The sequence below is a fragment of the Virgibacillus sp. W0181 genome, assembly GCF_051846915.1.
Classification (GTDB): domain Bacteria; phylum Bacillota; class Bacilli; order Bacillales; family Amphibacillaceae; genus JBPYCR01.
Window position 1 is genome coordinate 1 of record NZ_JBPYCR010000046.1, and the last position, 23,923, is coordinate 23,923.

21 protein-coding genes are annotated in these 23,923 nt (G+C 40.1%); 15 read left to right on the forward strand and 6 right to left on the reverse strand.

The annotated features are described in order from the left end of the window. The first annotated feature begins 287 nt into the window (after positions 1-287). Entirely contained in the window at positions 288-1,490 is a 1,203-nt protein-coding gene (locus ACLIBG_RS14195; protein WP_439313421.1) for an MFS transporter, read from the forward strand. 253 nt (positions 1,491-1,743) lie between these two features. After that, positions 1,744-4,902, forward strand: a complete 3,159-nt coding sequence (locus tag ACLIBG_RS14200) for an SNF2 helicase associated domain-containing protein (protein WP_439313422.1) — start codon at positions 1,744-1,746, stop codon at positions 4,900-4,902. A 77-nt stretch (positions 4,903-4,979) separates the two neighbouring features. Here the strand turns inward: ACLIBG_RS14200 and tnpB are convergent, their stop codons facing one another. After that, positions 4,980-6,104 carry an IS200/IS605 family element RNA-guided endonuclease TnpB gene (gene tnpB / locus ACLIBG_RS14205; protein WP_439313423.1) on the reverse strand — a complete coding sequence of 375 codons (1,125 nt, stop codon included), beginning with the start codon at positions 6,102-6,104 and terminating at the stop codon, positions 4,980-4,982. 756 nt (positions 6,105-6,860) lie between these two features. Between tnpB and ACLIBG_RS14210 the strand changes: the two genes are divergently transcribed. Then, positions 6,861-7,010: a hypothetical protein gene (locus tag ACLIBG_RS14210; protein WP_439313424.1), complete on the forward strand. Its 150-nt coding sequence runs from the start codon at positions 6,861-6,863 to the stop codon at positions 7,008-7,010. A 193-nt stretch (positions 7,011-7,203) separates the two neighbouring features. On the opposite strand, the gene ACLIBG_RS14215 is transcribed toward ACLIBG_RS14210, so the two are convergent. Both ACLIBG_RS14215 and ACLIBG_RS14220 read right to left on the reverse strand, forming a co-directional pair. Continuing rightward, a complete protein-coding gene (locus ACLIBG_RS14215; protein ID WP_439313425.1) occupies positions 7,204-7,623 on the reverse strand; it encodes a universal stress protein in 420 nt (139 codons plus the stop codon). Between the two features lie 40 nt (positions 7,624-7,663). Then, entirely contained in the window at positions 7,664-9,112 is a 1,449-nt protein-coding gene (locus ACLIBG_RS14220) for a SulP family inorganic anion transporter (protein WP_439313426.1), read from the reverse strand. A gap of 286 nt (positions 9,113-9,398) precedes the next feature. On the opposite strand from ACLIBG_RS14220, the gene ACLIBG_RS14225 reads away from it, so the two are divergent. Next, entirely contained in the window at positions 9,399-9,581 is a 183-nt protein-coding gene (locus tag ACLIBG_RS14225; RefSeq protein WP_439313427.1) for a helix-turn-helix domain-containing protein, read from the forward strand. 56 nt (positions 9,582-9,637) lie between these two features. Here ACLIBG_RS14225 and ACLIBG_RS14230 read toward each other — a convergent pair whose 3' ends face one another. Then, on the reverse strand, positions 9,638-10,909 hold the full coding sequence (locus ACLIBG_RS14230; protein WP_439313428.1) for an MFS transporter: 1,272 nt from the start codon (positions 10,907-10,909) through the stop codon (positions 9,638-9,640). 345 nt (positions 10,910-11,254) lie between these two features. Between ACLIBG_RS14230 and ACLIBG_RS14235 the strand changes: the two genes are divergently transcribed. The 8 genes from ACLIBG_RS14235 (at position 11,255) to ACLIBG_RS14270 (ending at position 17,671) form a co-directional block, all read left to right on the forward strand. Then, a complete protein-coding gene (locus ACLIBG_RS14235; protein WP_439313429.1) occupies positions 11,255-12,601 on the forward strand; it encodes an MATE family efflux transporter in 1,347 nt (448 codons plus the stop codon). A 68-nt stretch (positions 12,602-12,669) separates the two neighbouring features. Beyond that, positions 12,670-13,101, forward strand: coding sequence for a hypothetical protein (locus ACLIBG_RS14240; protein ID WP_439313430.1), 432 nt, complete (start codon positions 12,670-12,672; stop codon positions 13,099-13,101). A 53-nt stretch (positions 13,102-13,154) separates the two neighbouring features. Then, positions 13,155-13,784, forward strand: a complete 630-nt coding sequence (locus tag ACLIBG_RS14245) for a lysozyme family protein (protein WP_439313431.1) — start codon at positions 13,155-13,157, stop codon at positions 13,782-13,784. A gap of 49 nt (positions 13,785-13,833) precedes the next feature. Further along, complete coding sequence (locus tag ACLIBG_RS14250) at positions 13,834-14,220, forward strand: hypothetical protein (protein WP_439313432.1); 387 nt, start codon at positions 13,834-13,836, stop codon at positions 14,218-14,220. Continuing rightward, positions 14,220-14,789 (forward strand): alpha/beta hydrolase, encoded by a 570-nt coding sequence (locus ACLIBG_RS14255; protein ID WP_439313433.1) that lies wholly within the window; start codon positions 14,220-14,222, stop codon positions 14,787-14,789. The genes ACLIBG_RS14250 and ACLIBG_RS14255 overlap by 1 nt, the downstream gene beginning before the upstream one ends. A gap of 12 nt (positions 14,790-14,801) precedes the next feature. Beyond that, the gene (locus tag ACLIBG_RS14260) at positions 14,802-15,932 is read left to right on the forward strand and encodes a glycerate kinase (protein ID WP_439313434.1); all 1,131 of its coding nucleotides are present in this window, start codon (positions 14,802-14,804) and stop codon (positions 15,930-15,932) included. 140 nt (positions 15,933-16,072) lie between these two features. After that, positions 16,073-16,453, forward strand: a complete 381-nt coding sequence (locus ACLIBG_RS14265; protein ID WP_439313435.1) for a RidA family protein — start codon at positions 16,073-16,075, stop codon at positions 16,451-16,453. Positions 16,454-16,501: 48 nt separating this feature from the next. Beyond that, positions 16,502-17,671, forward strand: coding sequence for an iron-containing alcohol dehydrogenase (locus ACLIBG_RS14270; RefSeq protein WP_439313436.1), 1,170 nt, complete (start codon positions 16,502-16,504; stop codon positions 17,669-17,671). Between the two features lie 62 nt (positions 17,672-17,733). Here the strand turns inward: ACLIBG_RS14270 and ACLIBG_RS14275 are convergent, their stop codons facing one another. Both ACLIBG_RS14275 and ACLIBG_RS14280 read right to left on the reverse strand, forming a co-directional pair. Then, a complete protein-coding gene (locus ACLIBG_RS14275) occupies positions 17,734-17,979 on the reverse strand; it encodes a DUF1450 domain-containing protein (RefSeq protein ID WP_439313437.1) in 246 nt (81 codons plus the stop codon). Between the two features lie 140 nt (positions 17,980-18,119). Next, a complete protein-coding gene (locus ACLIBG_RS14280) occupies positions 18,120-19,310 on the reverse strand; it encodes an MFS transporter (protein WP_439313440.1) in 1,191 nt (396 codons plus the stop codon). 516 nt (positions 19,311-19,826) lie between these two features. On the opposite strand from ACLIBG_RS14280, the gene ACLIBG_RS14285 reads away from it, so the two are divergent. The 3 genes from ACLIBG_RS14285 (at position 19,827) to ACLIBG_RS14295 (ending at position 23,555) form a co-directional block, all read left to right on the forward strand. Beyond that, complete coding sequence (locus tag ACLIBG_RS14285; protein WP_439313438.1) at positions 19,827-20,747, forward strand: DUF1002 domain-containing protein; 921 nt, start codon at positions 19,827-19,829, stop codon at positions 20,745-20,747. A 157-nt stretch (positions 20,748-20,904) separates the two neighbouring features. Beyond that, positions 20,905-22,446, forward strand: coding sequence for an MFS transporter (locus tag ACLIBG_RS14290; protein WP_439313441.1), 1,542 nt, complete (start codon positions 20,905-20,907; stop codon positions 22,444-22,446). A gap of 317 nt (positions 22,447-22,763) precedes the next feature. Then, positions 22,764-23,555, forward strand: a complete 792-nt coding sequence (locus ACLIBG_RS14295; protein WP_439313439.1) for a LysM peptidoglycan-binding domain-containing protein — start codon at positions 22,764-22,766, stop codon at positions 23,553-23,555. Positions 23,556-23,923: the final 368 nt, after the last annotated feature.

Sequence of the window (23,923 nt, forward strand, 5' to 3'; positions counted from 1 at the left end):
CACTTTTTTTAATACGCATGAAACCCCTCAAATCCTATGTATTGCCTCCATTTTATCATAGTACTAAATAGTACTCAATAATTATATTGTGAATTTGACAAAAAAATAAAGCCATGAAAGGCTTTTGAGTCAATTTATTATTATCTAAGTGTCAAACTCCCGGGCCTCAAGGAAGATAATAATAATTCGCTGCTATACATAAGAAAATAACTAAACACAATAATGTTAAACGTCTATCAAGTCATGTATAATATATTTCGAGTAAGGAAAGAAGGGAATATATTCCTATGAATTCGAAAACAGGTATGCAAGGACAAATGGGATCAGCGCAGGATAAAATTTGGTCACGAGATTTCATCCTTATTTGTTTTGCAAACTTTTTTATATTTTTAGGCTTTCAAATGACGCTTCCAACGCTTCCGTTATTCGTAAAGGAGTTGGGTGGAAGTGATCAATTAATTGGACTTATCGTCGGTGTCTTTACTTTTTCTGCATTGCTATTCAGACCTTATGCCGGCCATGCGTTGGATAATAAAGGAAGGCGCCTTGTATATATGATTGGATTGAGCTTATTTGTCTTTTCCGTTGGCTCATTTGCTTTTGCTGCAAGCATTATTTTTTTATTTATTATGCGAATTGTGCAAGGGGTTGGTTGGGGCTTTTCAACGACGGCAACTGGAACGATTGCAACAGATCTTATTCCGCCCAAACGGCGCGGGGAAGGGATGGGCTATTTTGGGTTATCCGGTAATTTAGCCTTAGCTATAGGTCCGTCGCTCGGCCTGACGCTTGTTGGTGCGATATCGTTTATGCAATTATTTTTAATTTGTGCCGGTCTCGGATTCATTGCATTTTTATTTTCCGTCATCATCCGTTATAAAAAAGTCGAGCAATCACCGCATAAATCGACGACGGTTAAATTTGATATTTTTGAAAAGAGCGCAATTGAGCCAGCTTTTTTACTATTTTTCATTACCGTTACCTTTGGTGGAATTGCTTCGTTCCTTCCGCTATATGCGGCAGAAAAGGGGATTGACGGAATCGAATTATACTTCCTTTGTTTTGCTGCCTTTTTAATGTTATCTCGCACATTCGCAGGGAAAATATACGATCGTTTTGGTCATTCTTACGTGTTTCCGCCAGGTGCGGTTTTTATTTTTATAGCGATGTTGCTGCTTGCCTGGTTGCCGAATACGCCCGTTATGTTGGTAGCTGCAGGATTGTATGGACTGGGATTTGGCAGTATACAGCCCGCATTGCAGGCTTGGGCAGTGGACAAGTCACCTGATAATCGAAAAGGAATAGCAAATGCTACCTTTTTTTCATTTTTTGATTTAGGAGTAGGTATTGGCGCAATGGTATTTGGGCAGCTTGCCTTCATGTTTGATTACCAGGTTATCTATTTTGCCTCGGCCGGATCGGTTTTGATGTCGCTCGTTTTTTATGGCTATATTTTTCTAAAGGCACAAAAAAGGGTGAGGACCTCTTGAAGTTGTTTTGTTGGCTAAGAGGAAGGCATAAAATTCTGCGCATAGCTGTCTAGCTTAAGCGCCCAGCCCCTCGAGGTCTTAAGCGATAACTCTTCGTGGCAATAACCGCCACTACGATTTCTTGCTTAATCTATGCCTGAGGGTGATCAGGGCGCTTAAGCTTTTCTTTACTTTACTTGCTTCATTTAACAAATCAGAGAATTTCGGTTATAATAGAACATTAAACATATAGCAGAAAGTAGGGTATTTCGTTTTGAAAACGATACGTGAAGCGAGCATTCAACACATGTTTCCGTCCCTTGTTTACAAGCGGGGACTGGCTTATTATAAAAATGACCAAGTAAATGATTTATTATTTGATATGAATTACGATGTATGGACTGCTACTGTCCATGGAACTGAAGCGTATTTTGTTGAAATTAACATGAGTAATTTTCATCATGGAACGATTAAGGCTTATTGCGACTGTCCGGCTTTCGATACGTATGGTTCATGCAAGCATATTGTCGCGGTGCTTTTTGGTATTGCGAACCGCTCGAATACAGTTGAACCAGGTCTAAGTTATCAAACGACAAACCGTTTTATTCAGGCGATCACGGCAACTGCTGAACAGAGTGAATTAGACGTATTAACTGATAAAATGCCAATGCAAGTGGAGTTTTACTGTAAATGGGCGTATGATCAGACAATGCTGATGGAGATTAAAACCGGTACAAAAAGATGCTATGTTGTACGCGATGCAGAAGAGTTTTTAGAAAATGCATTGCAAGGCAGAGAACATTACTTCACAAAAAAATTTACGTACCATCCGGATAATCATTATTTTTTACAGCAGGATGTAGAAGTGTTTGAGATGCTGCATTCCTTTTTACGTAACGAACGTATTTATGAAAGCAGTTATTCGATGTCAGCCTTTTATGAAAAAAGTCACGGTGATCGATTTATTGTTATTCCACCGTTGCTTGTATATGAATTACTTGAAAAGTTGTCTGACAGAAACTTCACTGTAGTAACGGAAGTAAAGCAATTTTCATCTGTGCAGTTGGAAAAAGGGGCATTGCCGTTTCAGTTTTCCTTAACAAAAAATACTGGCAATGATTTAATGCTGGAGATGAAAGACGTTTCCGGGACGTATTTAAAAGACTATCAAATTTTGTTCTCTGAAGGGACCTTTTATTTTCCGGAGAAAGCACAAATTCCAGTTCTTGAACAAATTGCAAAACTCGGAATGAAAGATCATGAATTGCCGATCGTAAAGGGGCAGGCAGATGTATTTCTGTCGGAGGTTCTTCCAGTATTGAATGATGTCGGGGACGTTACCATTGCTGAAAAAGTATCCGAGGAAATTATTCAAACCCCGTTAAAGGCAAAGCTATATTTGGAATCAAAAGCGGACACGATTGTCGGGGATTTGAAATACCATTATGGCAGCTATGAAATCGACCCTTTTAACGGTAATGAAGAAAAAGACGTCATGATTATCCACGATATTAAAAAAGAACAGCAAATCATGCAATTAATTGAGCATGCAAACTTCCACTATAATGGAAAAGAACTGTACATCGAGGCAGATGAAGCGCAATTGTATGACTTTTTATATACCATCTTGCCAAAGCTTGCTGATCATGTCGAATTGTTCTTAACTTCAGACGTGCGTAAGCTGTTCGTTGAGCATGAGCCGACGCCAAGTACGAATGTACGCGTTGATTCAGATGCTAATTTATTGGAGATTGGCTTCGATATAAACGGGGTCGATGACGATGAAGTTAATCAAATGTTACAAGCCTTAGTCGAAAGAAAACGCTATTACCGAATGAATAGCGGGGCAATCGTTTCCTTGGAAGGCGAAGAATTTCTATCCATGCAACAGTTTTTTGATGACATGGATATTCGACATGCGGATATGGCAGATGGCCACATCCAAATGCCGGTTTATCGCAGTACGCAAGTAGATGAACTGATCGATACGCAGAAAAATTACGATCCATCATTTCGCAAGCTTTTACATCAATTAAAGGCGCCTGAAGAGCAAGTGTATGCCCTTCCTGACAAATTGGAGGCATCTGTGCGCAGTTATCAGCTAGCAGGTTATCAATGGTTTAAATCATTGAGCGCATATCATTTGGGCGGGATTTTAGCGGATGATATGGGGCTAGGCAAAACGCTGCAAAGTATCGCCTATCTATTGTCTGAACCGAGTGATCATCCACATCTTGTCATTGCGCCTTCATCCGTGCTTTACAATTGGAAAAACGAATGCAACAAATTCGCTCCCAGTTTGAATGTAGTTGTATTGACTGGAGCACCGGAAGAACGGAAAAAGCGAATCCAGGAGAGCGGATCTGCTGATGTATGGATCACGTCCTATGCAACGGCAAGACAGGATATCGAATTATATAAAACAATTCAATTTCAAACATTAATTTTAGATGAAGCACAATTTATTAAAAACTATGCAACGAAAACGTCTCGAGCAGTTCGGGAAATTCAAGCACGTCACCGGTTTGCGCTTAGTGGCACACCGATCGAAAATTCTATTGATGAGCTTTGGGCGATTTTTCAAGTTATTTTGCCAGGTCTTATGCCGAACCAGCGCGACTTCAAACAATTAGCCCATGAAAAAGTTGCTTCGATTACACGGCCGTTTATTTTACGACGAGTGAAAGAAGACGTATTGAAAGAGTTACCGGAAAAAATTGAGTCCGTACATGTTTCCGAGCTGACGAATGATCAAAAAAATCTGTATGTCGGTTATTTGCGTCAATTGCAGCAGGAGGCGTCGGAATCAATTCAAGCCGGTGGTTTTAATCAAAATCGAATGAAAATACTTGCCGGCCTCACCCGATTAAGGCAAATATGCTGCCACCCGTCATTGTTTATCGAAAACTATGAAGGGAAATCAGGCAAGCTGGAACAATTGATGGAGACAGTCAAAAGCTCCATCGCGAATGGCAAGCGAATGCTCATTTTCTCTCAATTTACGAGCATGCATGAGATTATGATTGAAAAACTACGTGAGGAAGGCATCGATTATTTTTATTTGCATGGCGGAACCCCGTCAGAGGAACGTGTGCAAATGAGCGAACGCTTTAATAACGGGGAAAAAAGCATTTTCCTCATTTCATTGCGTGCCGGCGGTACAGGGTTGAACTTGACTGGTGCTGATACGGTTATTTTATATGACCTATGGTGGAATCCGGCTGTAGAGGATCAAGCGACTGGCAGAGCCCACCGCTTCGGGCAGAAAAAAGTTGTTCAAGTGATTCGTTTTATTACAGAAGGAACGATTGAAGAAAAAATATATAAACTCCAGCAGAAAAAACGTGAATTGATTGATCAAGTTATCCAGCCCGGAGAGTCAATGCTGTCGAGTCTTTCTGAGGATGATGTGCGGGAGTTGTTGAGCATTTGAACGACCCGCCACTTAAAATCCATGGATTGTTTGAAGTGGGGGATTCCTAAGAACACCGACCTTATGGTCAGTTTTAATTAGGCTAGCCCCGCAGTCCCTACGGTTGTGTTTAGTCTTATCGCTTCTTTTTCAATATTCTTGGCCGCATTAATGTCCCTGTTATGATGGATGCCGCATTTGGAGCATGTCCATTCACGAACGCTGAGGTTCTTAACGTCTTTGTTTTTGTAGTCGCAATTGGAACAAAGCTGAGAAGAAGGAAAGGTCTTCGATACGATCACGACTTGTTTGCCGTACCACTCCGCTTTATATGTCAGCATGTTTTTGAATGTTGACCAGGAAACATCACTAATTGCCTTAGCCAAACGGTGATTCTTAAGCATGTTCATTACCTGCAAATCTTCCAGTCCAACGACATCGTGGCTTTTGATGATATTGGATGATAGTTTATGCAGGAAATCCATGCGTGCATTTGTCAGCTTTTCATAGATGCATGCAACCTTAATGCGTGCTTTATGCCAGTTGGCACCACCTTTCGTTCGTCTACTCATGATACGCTGCGCTTTGATTAATTTATGTTCGAGCCTGTTTAGTAATCGCTGGTTGCCAAACGTTTCACCTGTACTCAGAATAGCAAAATTTTCTAGACCGAGGTCGATGCCAACAGTAGAGTGTTTTTTGGTCATTTTCTCAACCTCTGTTTCAGCAAGAATGGACACATAATATTTACCACTCGGCTTTCGCCTAATTGTAGCGTTTATTATACGTCCATGAACCTCCCGGCTTTTAGCGAATTTAACGACACCCAATTTAGGCAGTATCAGTCTATTCCCGGTTATCCGGATATTGTCATTGGTGTACTTCGTTGTATAGGATTGGAGTTGATTTTTCTTAGACTTAAAGCGTGGATAGTTTGCCTGTTTACGAAAAAAATTGTCGAAGGCTACAGAGAGATTTCTCAAAGATGATTGGAGTGAAATACTGTCAACTTCCTTTAGCCAGGGGAATTCAGACTTTAATTCCGGAAGCCGGGCGGAACACTTCCCGTAAGACAGTCCTTGTCCGGTTTCTTGATATGTATTATGCCATTTTGAGAGAAAATGATTGAACACAAAACGGGTGCAGCCAATCGTTTTATTAATCAGGACGGCTTGTTGTTTTGTCGGGTATAATCTGAATTTATAGGCTTTATGTACAAGCATTTTTCTGCCCCCTTTAGCTTACCTATATTATACACAATATTTAACAAGGTTCCAAACATTTGTTCCTATTTTATAAGTTAATTTATGAGGTTTAAATAGTGTCTGTTATCGATGCTGTTCAAAAACAGCTGGACAATTGAGGCGGCAACAGCGATCCCTTTTCCAAAGGTGATTCAACCCCCATTTTCTTTTTGGATTGTCGCCCTTCTCAAAATTGAAGTGAGGCTTTTCTCGTCTGGAGAACGATAAAAAGGGTGTTCGGATTAACGTGCGGGAAGTTAAAATGATGCGGAATTTTAGCGAATGGAATATGCCTGACTCCTTCGGGAAGTGAGAGGAGTCTACTGGAAAAGTTAGCTTTACTCACAAGAATAGATGACTTAAACGTTGAGCCCGGAATATGTTTCGCCTTCCGTGTGCGGCGTAGAAGACATCAGAGTGAACAGAGTGAGCTTGAGTAGATGTCGCACTTGTATCAGCATAGGTGAAAGCGAGTATATTCCATGAGCTGGAATGTAAAAACTACATTTATTTCACGACCTTTCCCGAATTCTCATAAATAATAGATCAAGCTTGTCGTAAGAGGTGTTTCGTCAGTCTAACTTTCTGGCTTAGAGATGCCTTTTTAATGTTTTAAATAGCTTAAAAACGTGAATAATACATGTGAGATTATTATTATAATTATTGAATAATTATTGCAATATAAAGGCAATTATTTTAAAATCGGACTACAAATTCAGAAAGGGGATGTTCCCATTGAAGAATGTTTTAGATGGATTTGTTAAATTTTTCGTTGCTAATTTAGCAGTTGTATTTACTATTATGCTTTTACCGGTATTTTTAGTTACGGATAATGTTTCCGCTATGGATCAAATCGTCGAATACTTGTTTAATAGTAAGGGTTGAGGTGTACATCTTTATGATGAAAATAAAGTGAATTACTAGCCAGGGAGCCTTGCATAAAAGCGATGGACTGAAGATAAAGCTTTCCTAACTAAAAGAATTGAAAACAAATAATTGAAGTGTGCCCTATAGAATAGACAATTTAAATATAGTCTACCCTGTAGGGCACATTTCAATTAAGCAGAACAAATACCAGCTACTTCACAATCAGCACAGGACAATCAACGCGTTTGGCTACTTTGTGGCTGACGCTCCCCAATACCATCTCTTGCAACGTGTTTAGTCCTCTACTTCCAATGATAAGTAGGTCATAATCACCTTTGTTTGCATAATCAACAATAGTTGGACCAGGCTCTCCGTGTAAAATATTAATCTCAAAAGATATGTTTTTTGCTGTTAATTTTTCTTCTGCAGGTAACAGTTTCTTTCGCCGGGAAAGTTCTAATTCATCCTTGCCTTGTGAATGGAGGATATCACTTTTTGCTTTGGAAAAGTCGGCTACTAGTACAATTTCCACGATACTTTTTTCCCCAAGTGAAGCGATTTTAGCTGCCTCATCAGTCGCTCGTAAAGAATGCTCAGAGCCATCAAAGGCCAATAGAATTTTTTTATACATCGTTGCACCCCTTCCATTCAATCGCTCGCAATTACATTGATTATACGTGATGCACAGCTAACTTATCAATAATTTTTTTGCTCGAGGAGTTTAATCCCTTCAATGTAATCCGATTATTATTTTCCTGGTATTTCGATACGACTTTATCTATCGCTCCAACGGCAGAATCATCCCAAATGTGTGCATTGGTGAAGTCTATTTCGATCGTTTTGTCTTTCACGGTAAAATCAAAAGCATTGGTGAAATCTTCGACAGATGCAAAGAACAGCTGTCCATTTACGGTGAAGGCAAGTGTGTTGCTGTCAATCTCTATTTGTTTATCAACGTGTATTTTTGATATTTTTGCAACAAAGAAAACCGCACTCAAAATCACGCCGGCAATGACACCTTTGGATAAATCGCTAGTTGCAACGACAATGCCAACCGTAACAAGCATGACTGCTGCATCTGTTTTCGGTGCTTTAACAACATACGTAAATGAGGACCAATCAAACGTACCGATTGATACCATAATCATGATCCCAACGAGTACTGGCATCGGTATTTGGACAACCAGGTCGCCAAGTACAATAATGAGAAACATTAAAAATGCGCCGGCTACAAACGTGGACAGCCGGCCGCGCCCGCCTGATTTAACGTTAATAACAGATTGACCAATCATGGCGCAACCCGCCATTCCACCAAAAAATCCAGTGGCGATGTTTGCTAATCCTTGGCCTCTTGATTCTCTATTTTTATCACTTTCTGTATCCGTCATGTCATCGACAATCGAAGCGGTGAGAAGTGATTCTAGCAGCCCGACGATTGCGAGAGCTAATGAAAATGGAAAAATAATGGCCAACGTTTCCAATGAAAATGGTACGTTAGGAATAAAAAATTCCGGTAAGGTGCTTGAAATAGCTCCTAAATCCCCAACGGTACGTAAATCAACATTTGCATAAATCGCGACACTCGTTAATAAAATGATGGCAATTAACGGAGCCGGAATGGACTTTACAAATCGCGGTAATACGTACACAATGACCAAGGTAATAGCTACAAAAAGATACGTAGCATTCGATATGCCAAGAAAATGTGGAACTTGAGCCATGAAAATTAATATCGCCAATGCGTTGACGAAACCGATCATCACAGCTCTCGGAATAAATTTCATTATTTTTGCGACTTTAAAAACACCGAACAAAAATTGGATCACACCGGTTAAAATCGTTGCTGCTAATAAATATTGCAGCCCATGTTCTTTTACAAGTGGCAACATTAATAATGCCATCGCGCCGGTTGCAGCGGAAATCATGCCCGGGCGTCCGCCTACAAAGGAAATAATGACGGCAATGCAAAAGGATGCATATAATCCAACCATTGGATCAACCCCTGCAATAATAGAAAAGGCAATCGCTTCAGGGATTAATGCCAAGGCGACGACAATACCGGCTAAAATATCACTCTTTATATTTCCAAACCATTGTTGTTTTAATTGCTGAACGTTCATTTGTACACCTCTTATATATGTTGCTTTTTATTATCCGATTTTATCAACAAAACAGATCATAGCACAGATCGGCAAAACCGCCAAATGGCAAGAAAACGCATCCATCATTGTTTTCCTAGCTAAACCGCCTGATTCCTCCAATTTCATACCCACTTTAATAAAAGTGTCATTTTGAGTATAGTTTGCTAGATTCTTTTATAATGGAGTATATTTGACTATAATCTTTGTTGAAGCTGAACATTTTTGTGGTATGATGATGTTATGTTAATCGTTTGGGGGACTCCTTATGACAAAAGAGATCATGACGGTGGCGCAAGTTGCCGAGTATTTACAATTAAGTGAAATGACCACATATAAACTGGTTCAGGACAATAAAATTCCCGGATTTAAAATAGGCCGGCATTGGCGAGTGAAGAAGGAAGATTTAAATGAATTTATCGAAAGACTGAAAAAAGGGGAACGATTATAATGTGCTCAGGTATCTTTTTTGCCTAAGCACATTTTTTATTCATTTGATGACCACGGTTATTCTGTTTTCATAGGTTTTTTCGCGATAAAAGCAGCAACAAGGCCAAGGGCAGGGAAAAATAACGTAGCTAATAAAACGGGTGTATAACTGTGAAACACGTCAAAACCGACTCCGAATGGCAATGGCCCAAATGCTGAACCAAGTACCATCATAGTAACACCAACGCCGTTGATGCTGCCGATGTATTTCCGTCCGAAGTAATTCGGCCAGATCACATTCATACCAATTCGTTCCAGCCCATTTGCCACTCCCCATAGAATGCCGAATAAAACAGCGATAACGGTATTTGTCGTAACAATTAGCAAGAGTAGCAAAGCGATCTCAATCAAAAAGATAATGATTAACAAATAATTTGATTTGATTTTATCCGTAATTATTCCTGACACTAATGACATTGGGATGCCAATGATCGCCATCAGGCTTAATACGATTGCTGCAATTTCCGGCGTTAATTTGTTGCTTCCGAAAATTGATATAATATGAAAAGTAATCCCTGTGTTAACGAGAGAAGGAATACCTACGCAAATAAGCAGTGCCCAAAACGCTCTCGTTTTCATCGCTTCATTTAATGTCCAGTCTTGTTCCGCTTCCACAATGGAACTTCCTGCTAACCAGTGTTGATTGAAGTCATTTTTATCGGAAAAGCCATCTGGTTCCAAACCGAGCTCCTCCGGTTTATTGCGGACCCCAAATAGCGCGATAGGCACAAAGATAAGTATTAGAAGGGCACCCCAAAACTGCCAAGCAAACTGCCAGTTCCACGTTTGAATGAGCCACGTATTTACTAATGGAAAAGTCATAGCACTTACAAAGCTTCCCAACGTCATAATGCTAATGGCCAAACCTCTTTTTTTAATAAACCATTGTGCGACCAATGTATTAGGGATAAGTGACATACTTCCTTGTCCTAATAGTCGGACGAAAAAGAAGCCGATGGCGAGCATCCATATGCTGGATACCATACTATTAAAAAAGCATACAGCCGCGAAAACGGATCCAATAGAAACCATCATGGCTCGCTGCCCGAAACGATCAATGAATCTACCTACAAAAATCATTAATAATCCGGCAACCAACGTAGCCCCTGAATAAATTCCTGACACTTGTGAGCGTGACCAACCAAAATCTCTTATGTACTCGTCAATAAATGCGGAATTGGAATAAGTTTGCCCAGGACCTGAAAAAAAGACGCCCAATCCGGCGATAAAGACAATCACCCAACCGTAATAAAAGTTTTTAAATAGTGAAGATTTAACCAAAGAGAACATCCTTCCTGACAAGTTCAAATTAAACGGAAATTTGGAATGATATGACGGGTTACCGACGATGGCACGATGTACACTAAATGTACATTATGTAAGATTGATAGTAGTTTGCAACTAAAAATTTAACAGTCATTTATGTAAACAAATCATACCATGAATGGTAGACTGGCAACAGCTGTAGCGTTGTTCACCTATTTTACAGCAATCTAAAAACCTTGATTGAAGACATAGAAGAACCATCCAAAATTTTAAAACAGCTTTTACCGTCAGTTATCGAAAGAGAAGCATGTATTCAAATAGTGTTCATGTTAAAATAATAGCAGATATATAAGAGAGGGTTGGCAAAGATTGCAAAAGCAACATAATTTTACGGAAGGCAATATATTAAAACAACTCATCGTTTTTTCTGGTCCAATTATGCTGACTAATTTGTTACAAACGTCTTACCAAGTAGTGGATAGTTTATGGATCGGAAACTTATTGGGAGCAAACGCACTTGGGGCTGTTGCAGTTTCAAGTGTCATTGTGTTTACCATTTTATCCTTTGTTATCGGATTGAATAATGCTGCTTTGGCGATTTTATCTCAACAGAAGGGACGAAATGACACGGAAGGATTGACAAGATATTTAAATGCGTTTGTCGTGATATTAATTGCAATTTCAATCCTGCTAAGTGCTTCCGGTTTTCTGCTTGCTGAGCCGCTACTCAATTTACTCGGGACACCGGATGAAATGTTGGGATCTGCAACGATCTACTTGCAAATTAATTTTATCGGAATTTTATTTCTGTTCGGCTACAATTTTATCAGTACGGTACTGCGCGCGCTTGGGGACAGTAAAACACCGTTACGCTTTGTTATGCTGGCAGTGGCTTTAAATATTGTACTGGATCCACTACTTATTTCCGGATTCAATTTAGGAATCAAGGGTGCTGCAGTTGCGACGATACTTGCACAGGGGATAGCATTTATTTATGGGCTTATCTATGTGTTATATCGTAAACTTGCTCCTTTTACGGTTCCATCTTTGCCAAAACGGCAGGAAGTTGGCCTCATTTTGAAGTTAGGAATTCCGTCCGGCTTGCAGATGAGTGTTATTTCCGCAGGTTCTGCTGCGATAATGAGTGTCGTTACGGTTTTCGGTGGTGCCGTCGTTGGAGGATTTGGTGCAGCACAGCGGCTAGACAGCATTTTAATGCTTCCGGCACATGCATTGGGAACTTCAGTGAGCAGTATGGCTGGCCAAAATATCGGAATACGTAATTGGAACCGCGTTCGTTCGATTGCAAAATATGGTGTGTTGTACAATTTATCCGTTATGTTGCTGATTGGACTTCTCATTTTTATTAGTGCCGAGCATGCCGTACGCTTATTTATTCAGGAAGAAGAAGCAGTTGCATTTGCGACTATGTATTTACGGATTATGGCTTTTTGCTTTCCGTTTCTTGGAATCAATTTTATTTTAAACGGAATCGTTCGCGCGTCAGGAGCAATGTATCAGGTGCTTGTGCTTAATATTATTTCATTCTGGGTGCTTCGCTATCCGTTGACTGCGTTATTCGCTTCCCTATATGGTGAAATAGGAATAGCGCTCGGTATGGGTTCAAGTTTTATTGTAAGTAGTGGCGTTGCTGCACTTTACTATAGATACGGAAAATGGCGGGAAAAAGAGTTATTCAAACAAAAGAGCGATTGAAGGCCAGAAAAATGAAGGGTATTCAAGCAATTTCCCCGCCGTTTCACAAATTCGAATGGAGAAAATCTATGAAACTATATATAAAATTGCTGCTGACGGGGGTCGTATCGGGTTTCTTGTTGGGAGTCATTTTAAAGGGTATTCAATCCATCACAGGGAAAAAAGTATATACCCTTTTATTGAATGTGGATTATATTCCGATTGTCAATGAACGGGACATGTGCGAGACAGTTGAATTTTTGTTGCACGTGCTTGTATCGGTTGCGCTAGTTTTTATTCTATATTATGTATTGAGTAAATTAAGTCTTCAATTTCAAGTAAACTATTATGTTATAATTAATACGGTCATTGGCCTAATTCTTTTTTTTACAACATCTTTTTCCGAACGCACACCTGACGTAACCGATCTTGCTGCTATGGTCTACTGGATAGGTGGACATATTATTTACGGTGCTGTTGTCGGGGTATTGATTAAGTTTTTACCCCAAGGAAATTTGTAGTTACAAACATACAACAAAACACATCGATTTTTCAATAAAACAGAGGGAATAGAATGAATCGAAAAACAAAAACAGCAATTAAACAAACATTTATGATTACAGCAGGGTTATTCATTGTACTAATTGGGATTTCGGTCGTTCACTTCTCCCAAACAAAAGATCAGCCCGAACTAGTGGAAATAAAGTCTTCTCCGATAATTAGCGATAAAGTGCTTCAGTATAAGCCTCTGGTGGATACATACGCAAAGAAATATGGTGTAAGTGATCATGTGGAAGTGCTGCTGGCGATGATGATGCAAGAGTCAGGAGGATGGGGAAACGATCCGATGCAATCATCGGAGAGTCATTGTGGCAAGATTGGCTGTATTAATGAACCAGCGCTTTCTATCAAGCAAGGAGTTTATTATTTTTCGGAAAATCTAAAGGCTGCAGATGGTGACTTGGAACTTGCCATCCAATCTTACAATTTTGGCAGGGGATTCATTACTTATGCAAATGAACATACAGGGAAATATACGCAGGAACTAGCGATTCAATTTTCCCGAGAAATGTATGAAAAAGCATCAGATCCGTCGATTTATTCATGCTTGCGAGAAGGATCCGCTAAATTCAACGCATGCTACGGAGATATTTATTACGTTCGTGATGTACTGGAATACCGGGAAGCTTTTGTTTTGCAATAATTTTATCTGACAATATCGAAATAGAAAAAGAGTAGAATGAGGGGAAGAAATGCGAAAGTTAATTAAAATAAGCGCCTTAGTGATTGCAACAATACTCCTGTTGAGTGCTATCTTTGCCGGTAATTATTTTTATAGTGAAAGTGTTAAACGAGGGGTTGAGGTAGAACTGCATAAAGAGGCAACCGCTGTAAATGCTAAAGCGGCTGCCGAAGATCAAACGCTTTTAGCAGAAGCAAAAACATGGTTTAAAGAACAAGAGCCGGACGTTCTAGAAATGACCTCCTATGATGATTTACAATTAAAAGCTCAATTTATTGAAAATGAACAACCGACGGGAAGAGCTGTTATCCTGGCGCATGGTTACCGAAAAGAGAGCAATGATATGATATGGGGGAACTTGCTAAATTTTATTATGATCAAGGGTTCGATATTTTAATGCCAGACGCCCGAGGACACGGTAAAAGTGAAGGTGATTACATTGGGTATGGTTGGCATGATCGACTTGATTATAAAAAGTGGATTGATTTGTTAATTGAAGAACACGGGGTGACAAATATATTTCTGCACGGAAATTCGATGGGAGCCTCTCTTGTTTTGATGACAAGCGGGGAGGAGCTTCCCGGGGAAGTGAAAGGAATAATTGCCGACAGTGGGTACACGACTGTAAAGGAAGAGTTGGCCCATCAATTAAAACATTTATATAGCTTGCCCGCTTTTCCATTGCTGGATATCACAAGTGGCATTACAAAGTTACGCGCTGGATACACATTTGGGGAAGCCTCTGCAGTGGAACAAGTAAAGAAAAACACACGTCCTTTATTGATTATTCATGGCGATAAAGATGAGCTTGTCCCGCTGGAAATGGCGCATGAGCTTTATGATGCAGCCGGCGGAGAGAAGGAGTTATGGATTGTACCGGATGCCGGGCATATTAAAGCATATAAAAATGTAACAGAACAATATGATGGACGATTGCTCGAATTTATTAAAAAAACGTTGGAGTAGAGGAATGATTCCATGAAAATAGTCGTTGCACCAGACGCTTTTAAGGGAAGTCTAACACAAGTGGAAGCTGCCATCGCTATGGAGCGGGCAGTAAAAGAAGTTCAGCCTTCCTGCTCCGTCATACCAAAACCAATGGCCGATGGCGGGGAGGGAACACTGGATGCGATGCTCACTGCTGTGCCCAGTCAAGAGCGCCTGCCAATTCATGTCACTGGGCCATTAGGAAATAGAATAAAAACAACTATTGGCGTAATCCATCATGATACGGCTGTAATTGAAGTGGCTACTATTGCCGGCTTACCTCTAATAACGGAAGATAGGCGAGACCCGTTGCAAATGACTACTTATGGGATAGGGGAAGCCATTCGTCATGCTTTAGATAAAGGTCTTCGAAAATTTATTATTGGACTTGGAGGTAGCGCAACGAACGATGGTGGATTCGGTATGCTTCTAGCACTCGGTGCGAAAATGAGCAACCGACAAGGGAATCTCGTGCCCATACTTGGCTCAGGACTCTTGCAAATTGACACGATTGATTTATCCAAGCTTGATCAACGGCTGAAAGCATGTAACATTCAGGTTGCCAGTGATGTTGAAAATCCATTGTACGGGAAAAATGGTGCGAGCGTTGTTTTTGGACCGCAAAAAGGAGCAACCGAAAAGCAAATCAAACAATTGGATGATGCTTTGAAAAGTTATAGCAGCAAACTGCTTGATGCGCACGCTCTTTCGCCTTCATTAGCAGATGAACCCGGTGCAGGTGCTGCCGGTGGACTTGGTTTTGCCTTTATGGCGATGGGAGGAACGTTGCTTTCAGGCGCCAAGCTAGTAGCCGATGCTATTTCATTGGAACGTGAAATTGCTGATGCGGATCTTGTCATTACCGGAGAAGGGAAAAGTGATGAACAGACATTGTACGGGAAAGCGCCAGGATACGTTGGGGAATTGGCAAACAAACATAATGTCCCAGTCATCTTATTGTCAGGAACAATTTCCGATGAAGATAACCGCCTTAAAAGTTATTTTACGGAAATTCATTCTATAAAACCAAAAGAAATGACCTTAACACGAGCAATGGAAGCGGCAGAAATGTTATTATGGAAGAAGACAAAAGAAGTTATTTTGTATTATGAAAATAGTTGAAAAGGGTGTTCGGATTATCGTGTGGTAAATTAGGTATAATACACAATTTTGGTAGGAATTTTTTCTTCCACACTTTTATCTGAGATACTTGGAGAAATTCACCCGCGTTTCGGGTGCACACAATTAAAGGAGGAACAAACATGGTAAAAGAAATTTATACAGACAAATCCCCGGCAGCAATCGGGCCATATTCACAAGCTATTCAGGCAGGAGATTACTTATACGTATCCGGTCAAATACCGGTAAACCCGGAATCAGGGGAAGTTGTTGACGGGATCGAAAAGCAAACGAAGCAAGTAATGGAAAATATGAAAGCGGTATTGGAAGAAGCAGGTGCTTCTTTTGCCCAAGTCGCAAAGTTCACGATTTTTATTAATAATATGGATGATTTCGCAACCATTAATGAACTTTACGGGTCTTATTTGGAAAAGCCATATCCAGCACGGGCGACTGTCGAAGTAAGTCGTTTGCCAAAAGATGTTCTGATTGAAATGGATGCGATCGTTTACTTAGGTAATTAAGTGTTACGATAATTGGACACAAAGTAAGCTAGAGAGGGTGTTTTTGTAATGGATGCTTTTATGTATTACAACCCTACGAAAATCCTTTTTGGAAAAGGACAAATTAGCAGACTTCCGAAAGAAGTATCCAAATTCGGGAAAAAAGTGCTGCTCGTATACGGTGGAGGCAGTATCAAGCAAAACGGTGTATATGATGACGTGATGGAGCAGCTGAACGAAATCAATGCCGAAGTAGTCGAATTTCCGGGAGTGGAATCGAATCCTCGCGTAACGACAGTAAGAAAAGCAGTGGATGTTTGCAAAAAAGAGAAGATCGAATTTGTACTCGCAGTTGGTGGCGGAAGTGTTATTGACTGTACGAAAGCCATCGTTGTCGGAGCTAAGGCAGAAGCTGATGTATGGGATATAATTACGAAAAAAGTTCGAGCGACAGATGGTCTTCCCTATGGTTCGGTCGTGACGATCTCCGGAACAGGTGCCGAAATGAGCAGAGGTTCAGTCATATCCAATTGGGAAACAAAAGAAAAGTTAGGCTGGGGTTCTTCTTTCTCCCATGCCCAATTCGCCATTCTTGATCCGACGTACACATTTTCCGTTCCAAAAGAGCAAACGGTAAATGGCACAGTCGATACGATGTCTCACGTATTGGAGCATTATTTTAATCATACAGAAAATACGCCTATTCAAGACCAGTTTTGTGAAAGCATACTACGGACGATGAAAGAAACTGGAACAAAGCTTATTTCTGATCTCCAAAATTATGAATTGCGGGAAACAGTCATGTATGCCAGTACAATCGCCTTAAGTGACATGTTGAATATGGGATATATGGGTGATTGGGCAACACATCACATTGATCATGCCGTTTCGGCTGTTCACGATATTTCACATGGAGGCGGGATGGCAATTTTATTTCCGCACTGGATGGATTATGTGCTGGATGAATCAAATACGTACAGGTTCAAACAACTGGCCGTTCAAGTATTTAATGTGGATGCTACCGGAAAAACGGATCTGGAAACAGCGCAAGAGGGAATTGACGCGTTGCGAGCTTTATGGAAGAATTGGGGTGCACCAACGAAGCTTTCCGAATATGGCATTACAGAAAGCACAATTAATTTGATTGCGGATAAAGCGGAAAAAGTCCAACCGGAATTCGGAAATTTTAAAGCCTTGAATCGTTCAGACGCAGTTGCTATATTACGAGCAAGCTTATAAGGGAGCAATATTAATCATCCGGATATTCATTTTATTCTTTAAAACACAAAAGAGCTGACTGTTTACATAAAAACAGCCAGCTCTTCTTTAATTGCAGCTCTAATATTGTTTAAGCAATCCTCAGGTGTTTTGCCAATCACGCGTTTGCCATTTACTAGGGCGTATGGCCGAATGGCGCATAAGCCACAATAAGATAAACATTCATTCATCAAAACTGCTACTTCAGGAAATTCCTTCTCCAATATTTCTTCTATATTTAATGTAGTGATCAAATTTCCATCGCATACATCGATAATAACAATACCCAACCTATCACATACCTTCTAAATAAAATTAGAACTGTGTCTGTTTTAGCATATCCGAATACGCAAATCAATATTTGTGCATATGTGATATTACATGATGAGGGTACAAGCTTTTAAGAAATTACTCTTGCAACATTCAATCCTCATTTTGAGTATGTTGGGACTTTTTCTGTATATTCATGGCGATACCAGATGATGAGCATAATGACTCCGTTGATCACAAGTAAAGCACTTGTGACGTAAAAAACAGATGAAAATCCAAAAAAGCCTGCCAACATGCCACCAAGCGCAGGGCCGACAATGTTTCCGAAGAATCGCAAACTCGTATTGTAGCCAAGCACTTCTCCTTGCATGGACATAGGCGCTTCCTGTCGAATATAAGCTATTCGAAGCGGAACGATCCCACCAATGGCCGTGCCTAAAATAAGACGGAGTACAATTAGCTGCCAAATGTTCGTTACAAAGGCGGCAGGAAAATAAACAATACCAGCAACAAACAAAAGAGAAATAATTATTTTAATATAGCCAATTCGATCCCCTAACATTCCCCATTGCCTCGCCATAATTAAATTGCCAAGTCCGGCAACGGAAAAAGCCATGCCAGAGAAGAAGGCTATATTTGCGGGGCCATTTATTTCTGCTACGTATAAAGATAGGATTGGCTGAATGCTGAAATGGGCGATTTGTACTAGCGCCGACATGAGCATCACAACAAAAAGAACCGGTTTTTGAAAAATGTGGAGCATCACTTCTTTACTGGAGTATTGTTTATTCTCCACGGCACTAGAAACATTCATTTGCATTTCCTTAATACCAAATAAAACAATAATTGCTGATAGGAAAATGGTAATTGACACCCATTTAAATGTTGCGCCATAGCCAACCGCGTCGGCGAACACTCCACCGAGCAACGGTCCCATCAGCATCCCTGTAACACTTCCGGTCTGTAGTGTACCGAGCACTTTACCGGCAATTTTTTTGGGTGTCTGTGTGGAAATCAATGCTTGTGACATTGGGATAAAACCGGTGAATATCCCCATAAATAAGCGCAATAAAAAAAGCTGCCAAACCGTAGTGGCAAACCCCATTAAAAATACAGACACTGCAAGACCTGTCGCAGACATAATTAAAATATTTTTCCGGCCGTACTTATCACCGATTCGGCCCCATATAGGTGAGAAAAGAAAAGCTGTTACAAAGGTAATACCAAAAATCCATCCGGACCAATTTTGCACATAGGAATCAGAAAAATTTCCAAACGATTCAATGTACAATGAAATAAATGGAAGTACCATCGTCATACTTCCAGCAACGAAAAAATTAGCAACCCACATAATGACAACATTACGTTTAACAAGATCCTGTTGATATGGGATAATATACACGCTTCTTTCTGAAATTACTTCGCTACTTTAAGTATAGCTGCTCTAATAAAAATTTAAAACAAATATGCTTACTATGCAGATTATGGTATCATCTAAGTAATGATTTTTATAGATGTTGTTCAAAAAGTGCGGTAAAAATTGCTTTGATCTTCCGCGTTGGCTTGCTTTTCTGCTCCTCATGTGGTTAAGGCACTTCTATTAAAACCGCCCACGTCGTGTGGGCAACATAGAAGTCAGTACCTCCTGTACAAGCCCGGTGCTCAAAGCTACGCCGCCTTGAATATCTTTGCACTTTTTATCCTCGTTTTTGAACACGCACTTATAATAAAAGCATGGGAGCCATAATGAAATTGGTTATTACAAAACAACGAAACGGATGATTAAATGAAGTCGTACAAGCATACATTGGTATAAGGTAAAAGTGCAGAATGGAATAAAAATCATGATGAATAAAGGAGTGTAAAGATGAAAAAAATGGCAAGAATTTCTTTATTGATTTTATTAATATTCGGTTTCCTAGCTGGGATGTCTATACCGGTTTTGGCAGATGATGGCGGTAAAGATGATGAAGTAATAAATGAAAAGCTTGGTGTTCCGATTGTTGTGTATGGTGATACACTATCCGATGACCAAAAAGCGAAAGTACGTGATTTACTTGAGGTAACCGACCCGGATGCAGTGAAAGAATTTTCCGTAACCGGCCAGGATGCGGCAAAGTATATTGATGGAGATCCGAATTCACGAATGTTTTCTTCCGCTAAAATTGTACGGGAAGAAAAAGGTGCTGGACTCGTCATAAACATTGTAACACCGGAAAATATTACGCAAGTCACGAGTGAAATGTACTCCAATGCGTTGCTAACAGCCGGTGTGGAAAATGCTACGGTTGATGTTGCATCTCCAGTTAAAGTAACCGGCCATTCCGCTTTGACAGGGATTTATAAAGCGTATGATGCAGAAGGAGAGATGCTTGACAAGGAACGGATGGAGCTTGCCAATGAAGAACTTGATGTGGCAACAGACCTAGCTGAAAAAGAGGGCATGACACAGGAAAAGGTAACGGAACTGCTTACGGAAATTAAAAAAGAAATTGCGGATCAGAATCCGGCAACAAAAGAAGAAGTCGAGCAAATTGTTAAAGAGCAACTCGATAAATTGGAAATATCATTAAGTGAAGAAGACCGTCAATTACTAATTGATTTATTTGAAAAAATGCGCGATCTAAACATTGACTTTGACAAGGTGAAAAGCCAATTGGAAGACATTACATCGACGATAAAAGATAAGCTCGGTGATCTGAATATTGATATTGATGAAGGATTCTGGGAAAAGGTGAGCAACTTTTTTAAGGACCTTTTGAATAAATTAACTAGTATATTTGAATAAAGAACGATGATTCAGTAGAGAAGAGATATTTGAGGTATGTCTGTTCCTGTAAACAAGTTAAATAATTTTGTTTTGAAAAAGGACTCCCATTCCTAGAGTCCTTTTTCAATCCTATATATAAAGAAGAATGTATAGCATTTGGAATAATTTGGAGTTGATAAATATGGCACAAAATACCAGAGTTTCTCAAAAATGGCCGATCGCCCTGTTTACAATAGGTGTATTTATGGCAGGCATAGACAATGGCATCATTAGTACGGCACTTACTACGATATATGATGCTTTTGAGGTCAATCCAACGTGGGGCGCGTGGACAGTAACGTTATATACGTTAGGTATCGCCATTAGTGTTCCAATCATCGGGAAATTATCCGATAACTTTGGGAGAAAGCGCCTTTTCGTAATTGAGATCGCTTTATTTGGCCTCGGGTCATTGCTAGTTGCATTAAGTCCTAATTTTATTTTTCTTCTCGTGGCCCGGTTCATCCAGGCAATTGGTGGCGGGGGTATATTTATCATTGGTAGTTCCCATATATTGGCAACATTGCCGAAAGATAAACAAGGGAAGGCGCTTGGACTGTTGGGTGGTATGCATGGACTTTCGGCGGTAATTGGCCCCAACTTAGGAGCGTTTATTTTAAGCATTACCGGTTCTTGGCAATGGATGTTTTTGATCAATATCCCGATTGCCATTTTTTTAATTGTTTTCGGACTGTTAAAAATAGAAGAGACAGCAGCTTCTCAAGTAAAACCATTGGACTTTAAAGGAACTGTATTTTTGTCATTAGGAATATTAGCATTTATGTATGCGATCACGGAAATAGATAGTACCGCCATACTAAACAGTATTACCAATTCTTCTACGGTAGCCTTTTTTATTATTGGAGCGGCGCTCTTGATATGGCTTATTTTTCATGAGCGCAGGTTGGAAAAGCGCGGGGGTGACCCGATCATTTCCTATTCGTTAATAACGAAACCTCATTTTCAATTAACCTTGCTATTAGGCCTGTTGTCGGGAGGGTTTTTAGCAGGGATCATATATATTCCCTCGTATGTACAACACGTATTGTATGTTCCTGCAGGAAGTGCGGGATATTGGCTAACGCCTCTTGCACTTGCTTCAGGAATTGGTGCAGGTCTTGGCGGTTTTTTAACAGACAAGTATGGAGCTATCCGCACCATTGTTTTTTCCGGAATAATCGGTGCAGTCGGCTTTCTGTTATTCCCTATATGGGTTGATGATTTTGGCTCCTTCTTGGTTGCAAGTATGTTTGCAGGTGTTGGCCTTGGTATATTGCTTGGTGCACCATTAAACGTGCTTGCAGGGGAAAGTGCAAAGGAAAATCAGTACGGTTCCGCACTAGGAACATTATCACTCGTCCGTCAAGTGGGACTTACATTGTTCCCAACAATCTTTGCCAGTTTAATTACCGGGGGCTTGAAAAATGCGGAGGCTGTTGTAAACCATGCAAACAGCGAAGAAGCCATTCAGGCACAAGTTGGTACAGAGGGCGAAAAAACTTTTGGCGATGTAATGGAGCAAGTTAAGCAAATTGCCGATCCGGACTTACGGGAAGTTCTAGCTAATATGGTTGCTTCTGCAATGAAGAATGGTTATGATTACTTGTTTATAACATCTAGTGCGCTATCTTTGTTTGTTCTTCTAATCGGGATTTCTCTCCTTCTTCGTAAAAGATAATCGATCGTCAAGTAAATGATGAAATTGTAAAAATAATACGCTGTTGCTTTCCGAATCAAAGGAGAGTGGCAGCGTTTTTTCTAATGGAAAATCATTGTCGGATCAGTTCCGCCGGGGTGTTTCTACATGAAACTTCCCATATATAAATCAGCGAATGCAAAATAGCGAAGATGCTTTGTAACATTTCTATAAAACTTGTAATATATCATTGGTAATTTGGTAATGCTTGTAATAGACACTTAATTTGTCTGTAACTGCATTGCCTGTACCCTTATGTTATGCTAGGCAATGTCAGAATTTGAAGGAGGAAACTACCTATGAAAAAGATTGCAGCATTTATTCTGGGTGGAATGATCGTCGGTACAGCAGCAACAAGCGTGTCGGCAGCAGAGTATGAAGTACAAAAAGGGGACAGCCTTTGGAATATAGCAGAAGAGCATAATACGAGCGTGGAGGAATTGGTAGAGATTAACCAATTAGCCACAACCGTTATTCAGCCAAAACAAACGATTGTTATGTACGAGAGTTATGTAGTAGAAAAAGGAGACACGTTATCGGGCATAGCAAAAGAGTTTGACGTAACAGTGGAAGAAATAAAAGAATGGAACGAGCTTGAATCTTCCATTATTGGGATCGGACAAGAACTAACTATACATGCAGCTAAAGATAATAGTGAAGATAAAGAAAGTGCAAAAGAAGCTAAAAAAACTACAAATGAAACGAACGATAAGTCAGAAGCAACATCTGCAGCAAAAGAAAGTACACAAAGCAAGCAGGTGAAAAAGCAGGAAGAAAAAACAGCTTCTAAAAAGCAAGACGGAAAGACAATATCGGTTTCGGCAACAGCGTATACGGCGAAATGTACAGGCTGTAGTGGAATTACTGCAACCGGTGTTGACTTAAACAGCAATCCGAATGCGAAAGTCATTGCAGTTGATCCAAATGTCATTCCACTAGGATCAAAAGTACATGTTGAAGGATATGGAGAAGCAATTGCCGCAGATACTGGCGGAGCAATTAATGGAAACAAAATTGATATTCATGTGCCGACAAAAGATCAAGCGTACAGCTGGGGTGTACGAAACGTTAACGTAACAATTCTTGATTAATGGATGACCGATAGATTTATATCACCCACCCAAAAAAGCACCTGTTCTCAAATAGAGAGCAGGTGCTTTTTCTTGATGAGGTAAGAACGGATATTTTTAAGCATAGCTGCTAGCTTCGACGTACAATTCTTTTCGGTCGGATGAGCATTTAAGCGCAGTCCCAGGATGTTGCCCTAGGACGCTTGCTCTTTTCTTAAAAAGTAAGAAAGCATTCCTGTAATGAAGCAAAATGAGGATTGAATAAAAAATGTCCCCTTGGTATGATACGAGGTGTCCGCAGCTAGCTAGCAAAAGGACCCTTAAACAAACCAAGGAGGACTATCATGAATTATAAACAAAACGAAAAGATCTTACAACTAACAGACAAA

What these genes read in the sequence shown, in the direction of transcription:
- ACLIBG_RS14195 (WP_439313421.1), top strand. Translation starts at nt 288, where the DNA reads ATGAATTCGAAAACAGGTATGCAAGGACAAATGGGATCAGCGCAGGAT.
- tnpB (WP_439313423.1), bottom strand. Translation starts at nt 6,104, where the DNA reads ATGCTTGTACATAAAGCCTATAAATTCAGATTATACCCGACAAAACAA.
- ACLIBG_RS14215 (WP_439313425.1), bottom strand. Translation starts at nt 7,623, where the DNA reads ATGTATAAAAAAATTCTATTGGCCTTTGATGGCTCTGAGCATTCTTTA.
- ACLIBG_RS14220 (WP_439313426.1), bottom strand. Translation starts at nt 9,112, where the DNA reads ATGAACGTTCAGCAATTAAAACAACAATGGTTTGGAAATATAAAGAGT.
- ACLIBG_RS14225 (WP_439313427.1), top strand. Translation starts at nt 9,399, where the DNA reads ATGACAAAAGAGATCATGACGGTGGCGCAAGTTGCCGAGTATTTACAA.
- ACLIBG_RS14230 (WP_439313428.1), bottom strand. Translation starts at nt 10,909, where the DNA reads ATGTTCTCTTTGGTTAAATCTTCACTATTTAAAAACTTTTATTACGGT.
- ACLIBG_RS14240 (WP_439313430.1), top strand. Translation starts at nt 12,670, where the DNA reads ATGAAACTATATATAAAATTGCTGCTGACGGGGGTCGTATCGGGTTTC.
- ACLIBG_RS14245 (WP_439313431.1), top strand. Translation starts at nt 13,155, where the DNA reads ATGAATCGAAAAACAAAAACAGCAATTAAACAAACATTTATGATTACA.
- ACLIBG_RS14250 (WP_439313432.1), top strand. Translation starts at nt 13,834, where the DNA reads ATGCGAAAGTTAATTAAAATAAGCGCCTTAGTGATTGCAACAATACTC.
- ACLIBG_RS14255 (WP_439313433.1), top strand. Translation starts at nt 14,220, where the DNA reads ATGCCAGACGCCCGAGGACACGGTAAAAGTGAAGGTGATTACATTGGG.
- ACLIBG_RS14260 (WP_439313434.1), top strand. Translation starts at nt 14,802, where the DNA reads ATGAAAATAGTCGTTGCACCAGACGCTTTTAAGGGAAGTCTAACACAA.
- ACLIBG_RS14265 (WP_439313435.1), top strand. Translation starts at nt 16,073, where the DNA reads ATGGTAAAAGAAATTTATACAGACAAATCCCCGGCAGCAATCGGGCCA.
- ACLIBG_RS14270 (WP_439313436.1), top strand. Translation starts at nt 16,502, where the DNA reads ATGGATGCTTTTATGTATTACAACCCTACGAAAATCCTTTTTGGAAAA.
- ACLIBG_RS14280 (WP_439313440.1), bottom strand. Translation starts at nt 19,310, where the DNA reads ATGTGGGTTGCTAATTTTTTCGTTGCTGGAAGTATGACGATGGTACTT.
- ACLIBG_RS14285 (WP_439313438.1), top strand. Translation starts at nt 19,827, where the DNA reads ATGAAAAAAATGGCAAGAATTTCTTTATTGATTTTATTAATATTCGGT.
- ACLIBG_RS14295 (WP_439313439.1), top strand. Translation starts at nt 22,764, where the DNA reads ATGAAAAAGATTGCAGCATTTATTCTGGGTGGAATGATCGTCGGTACA.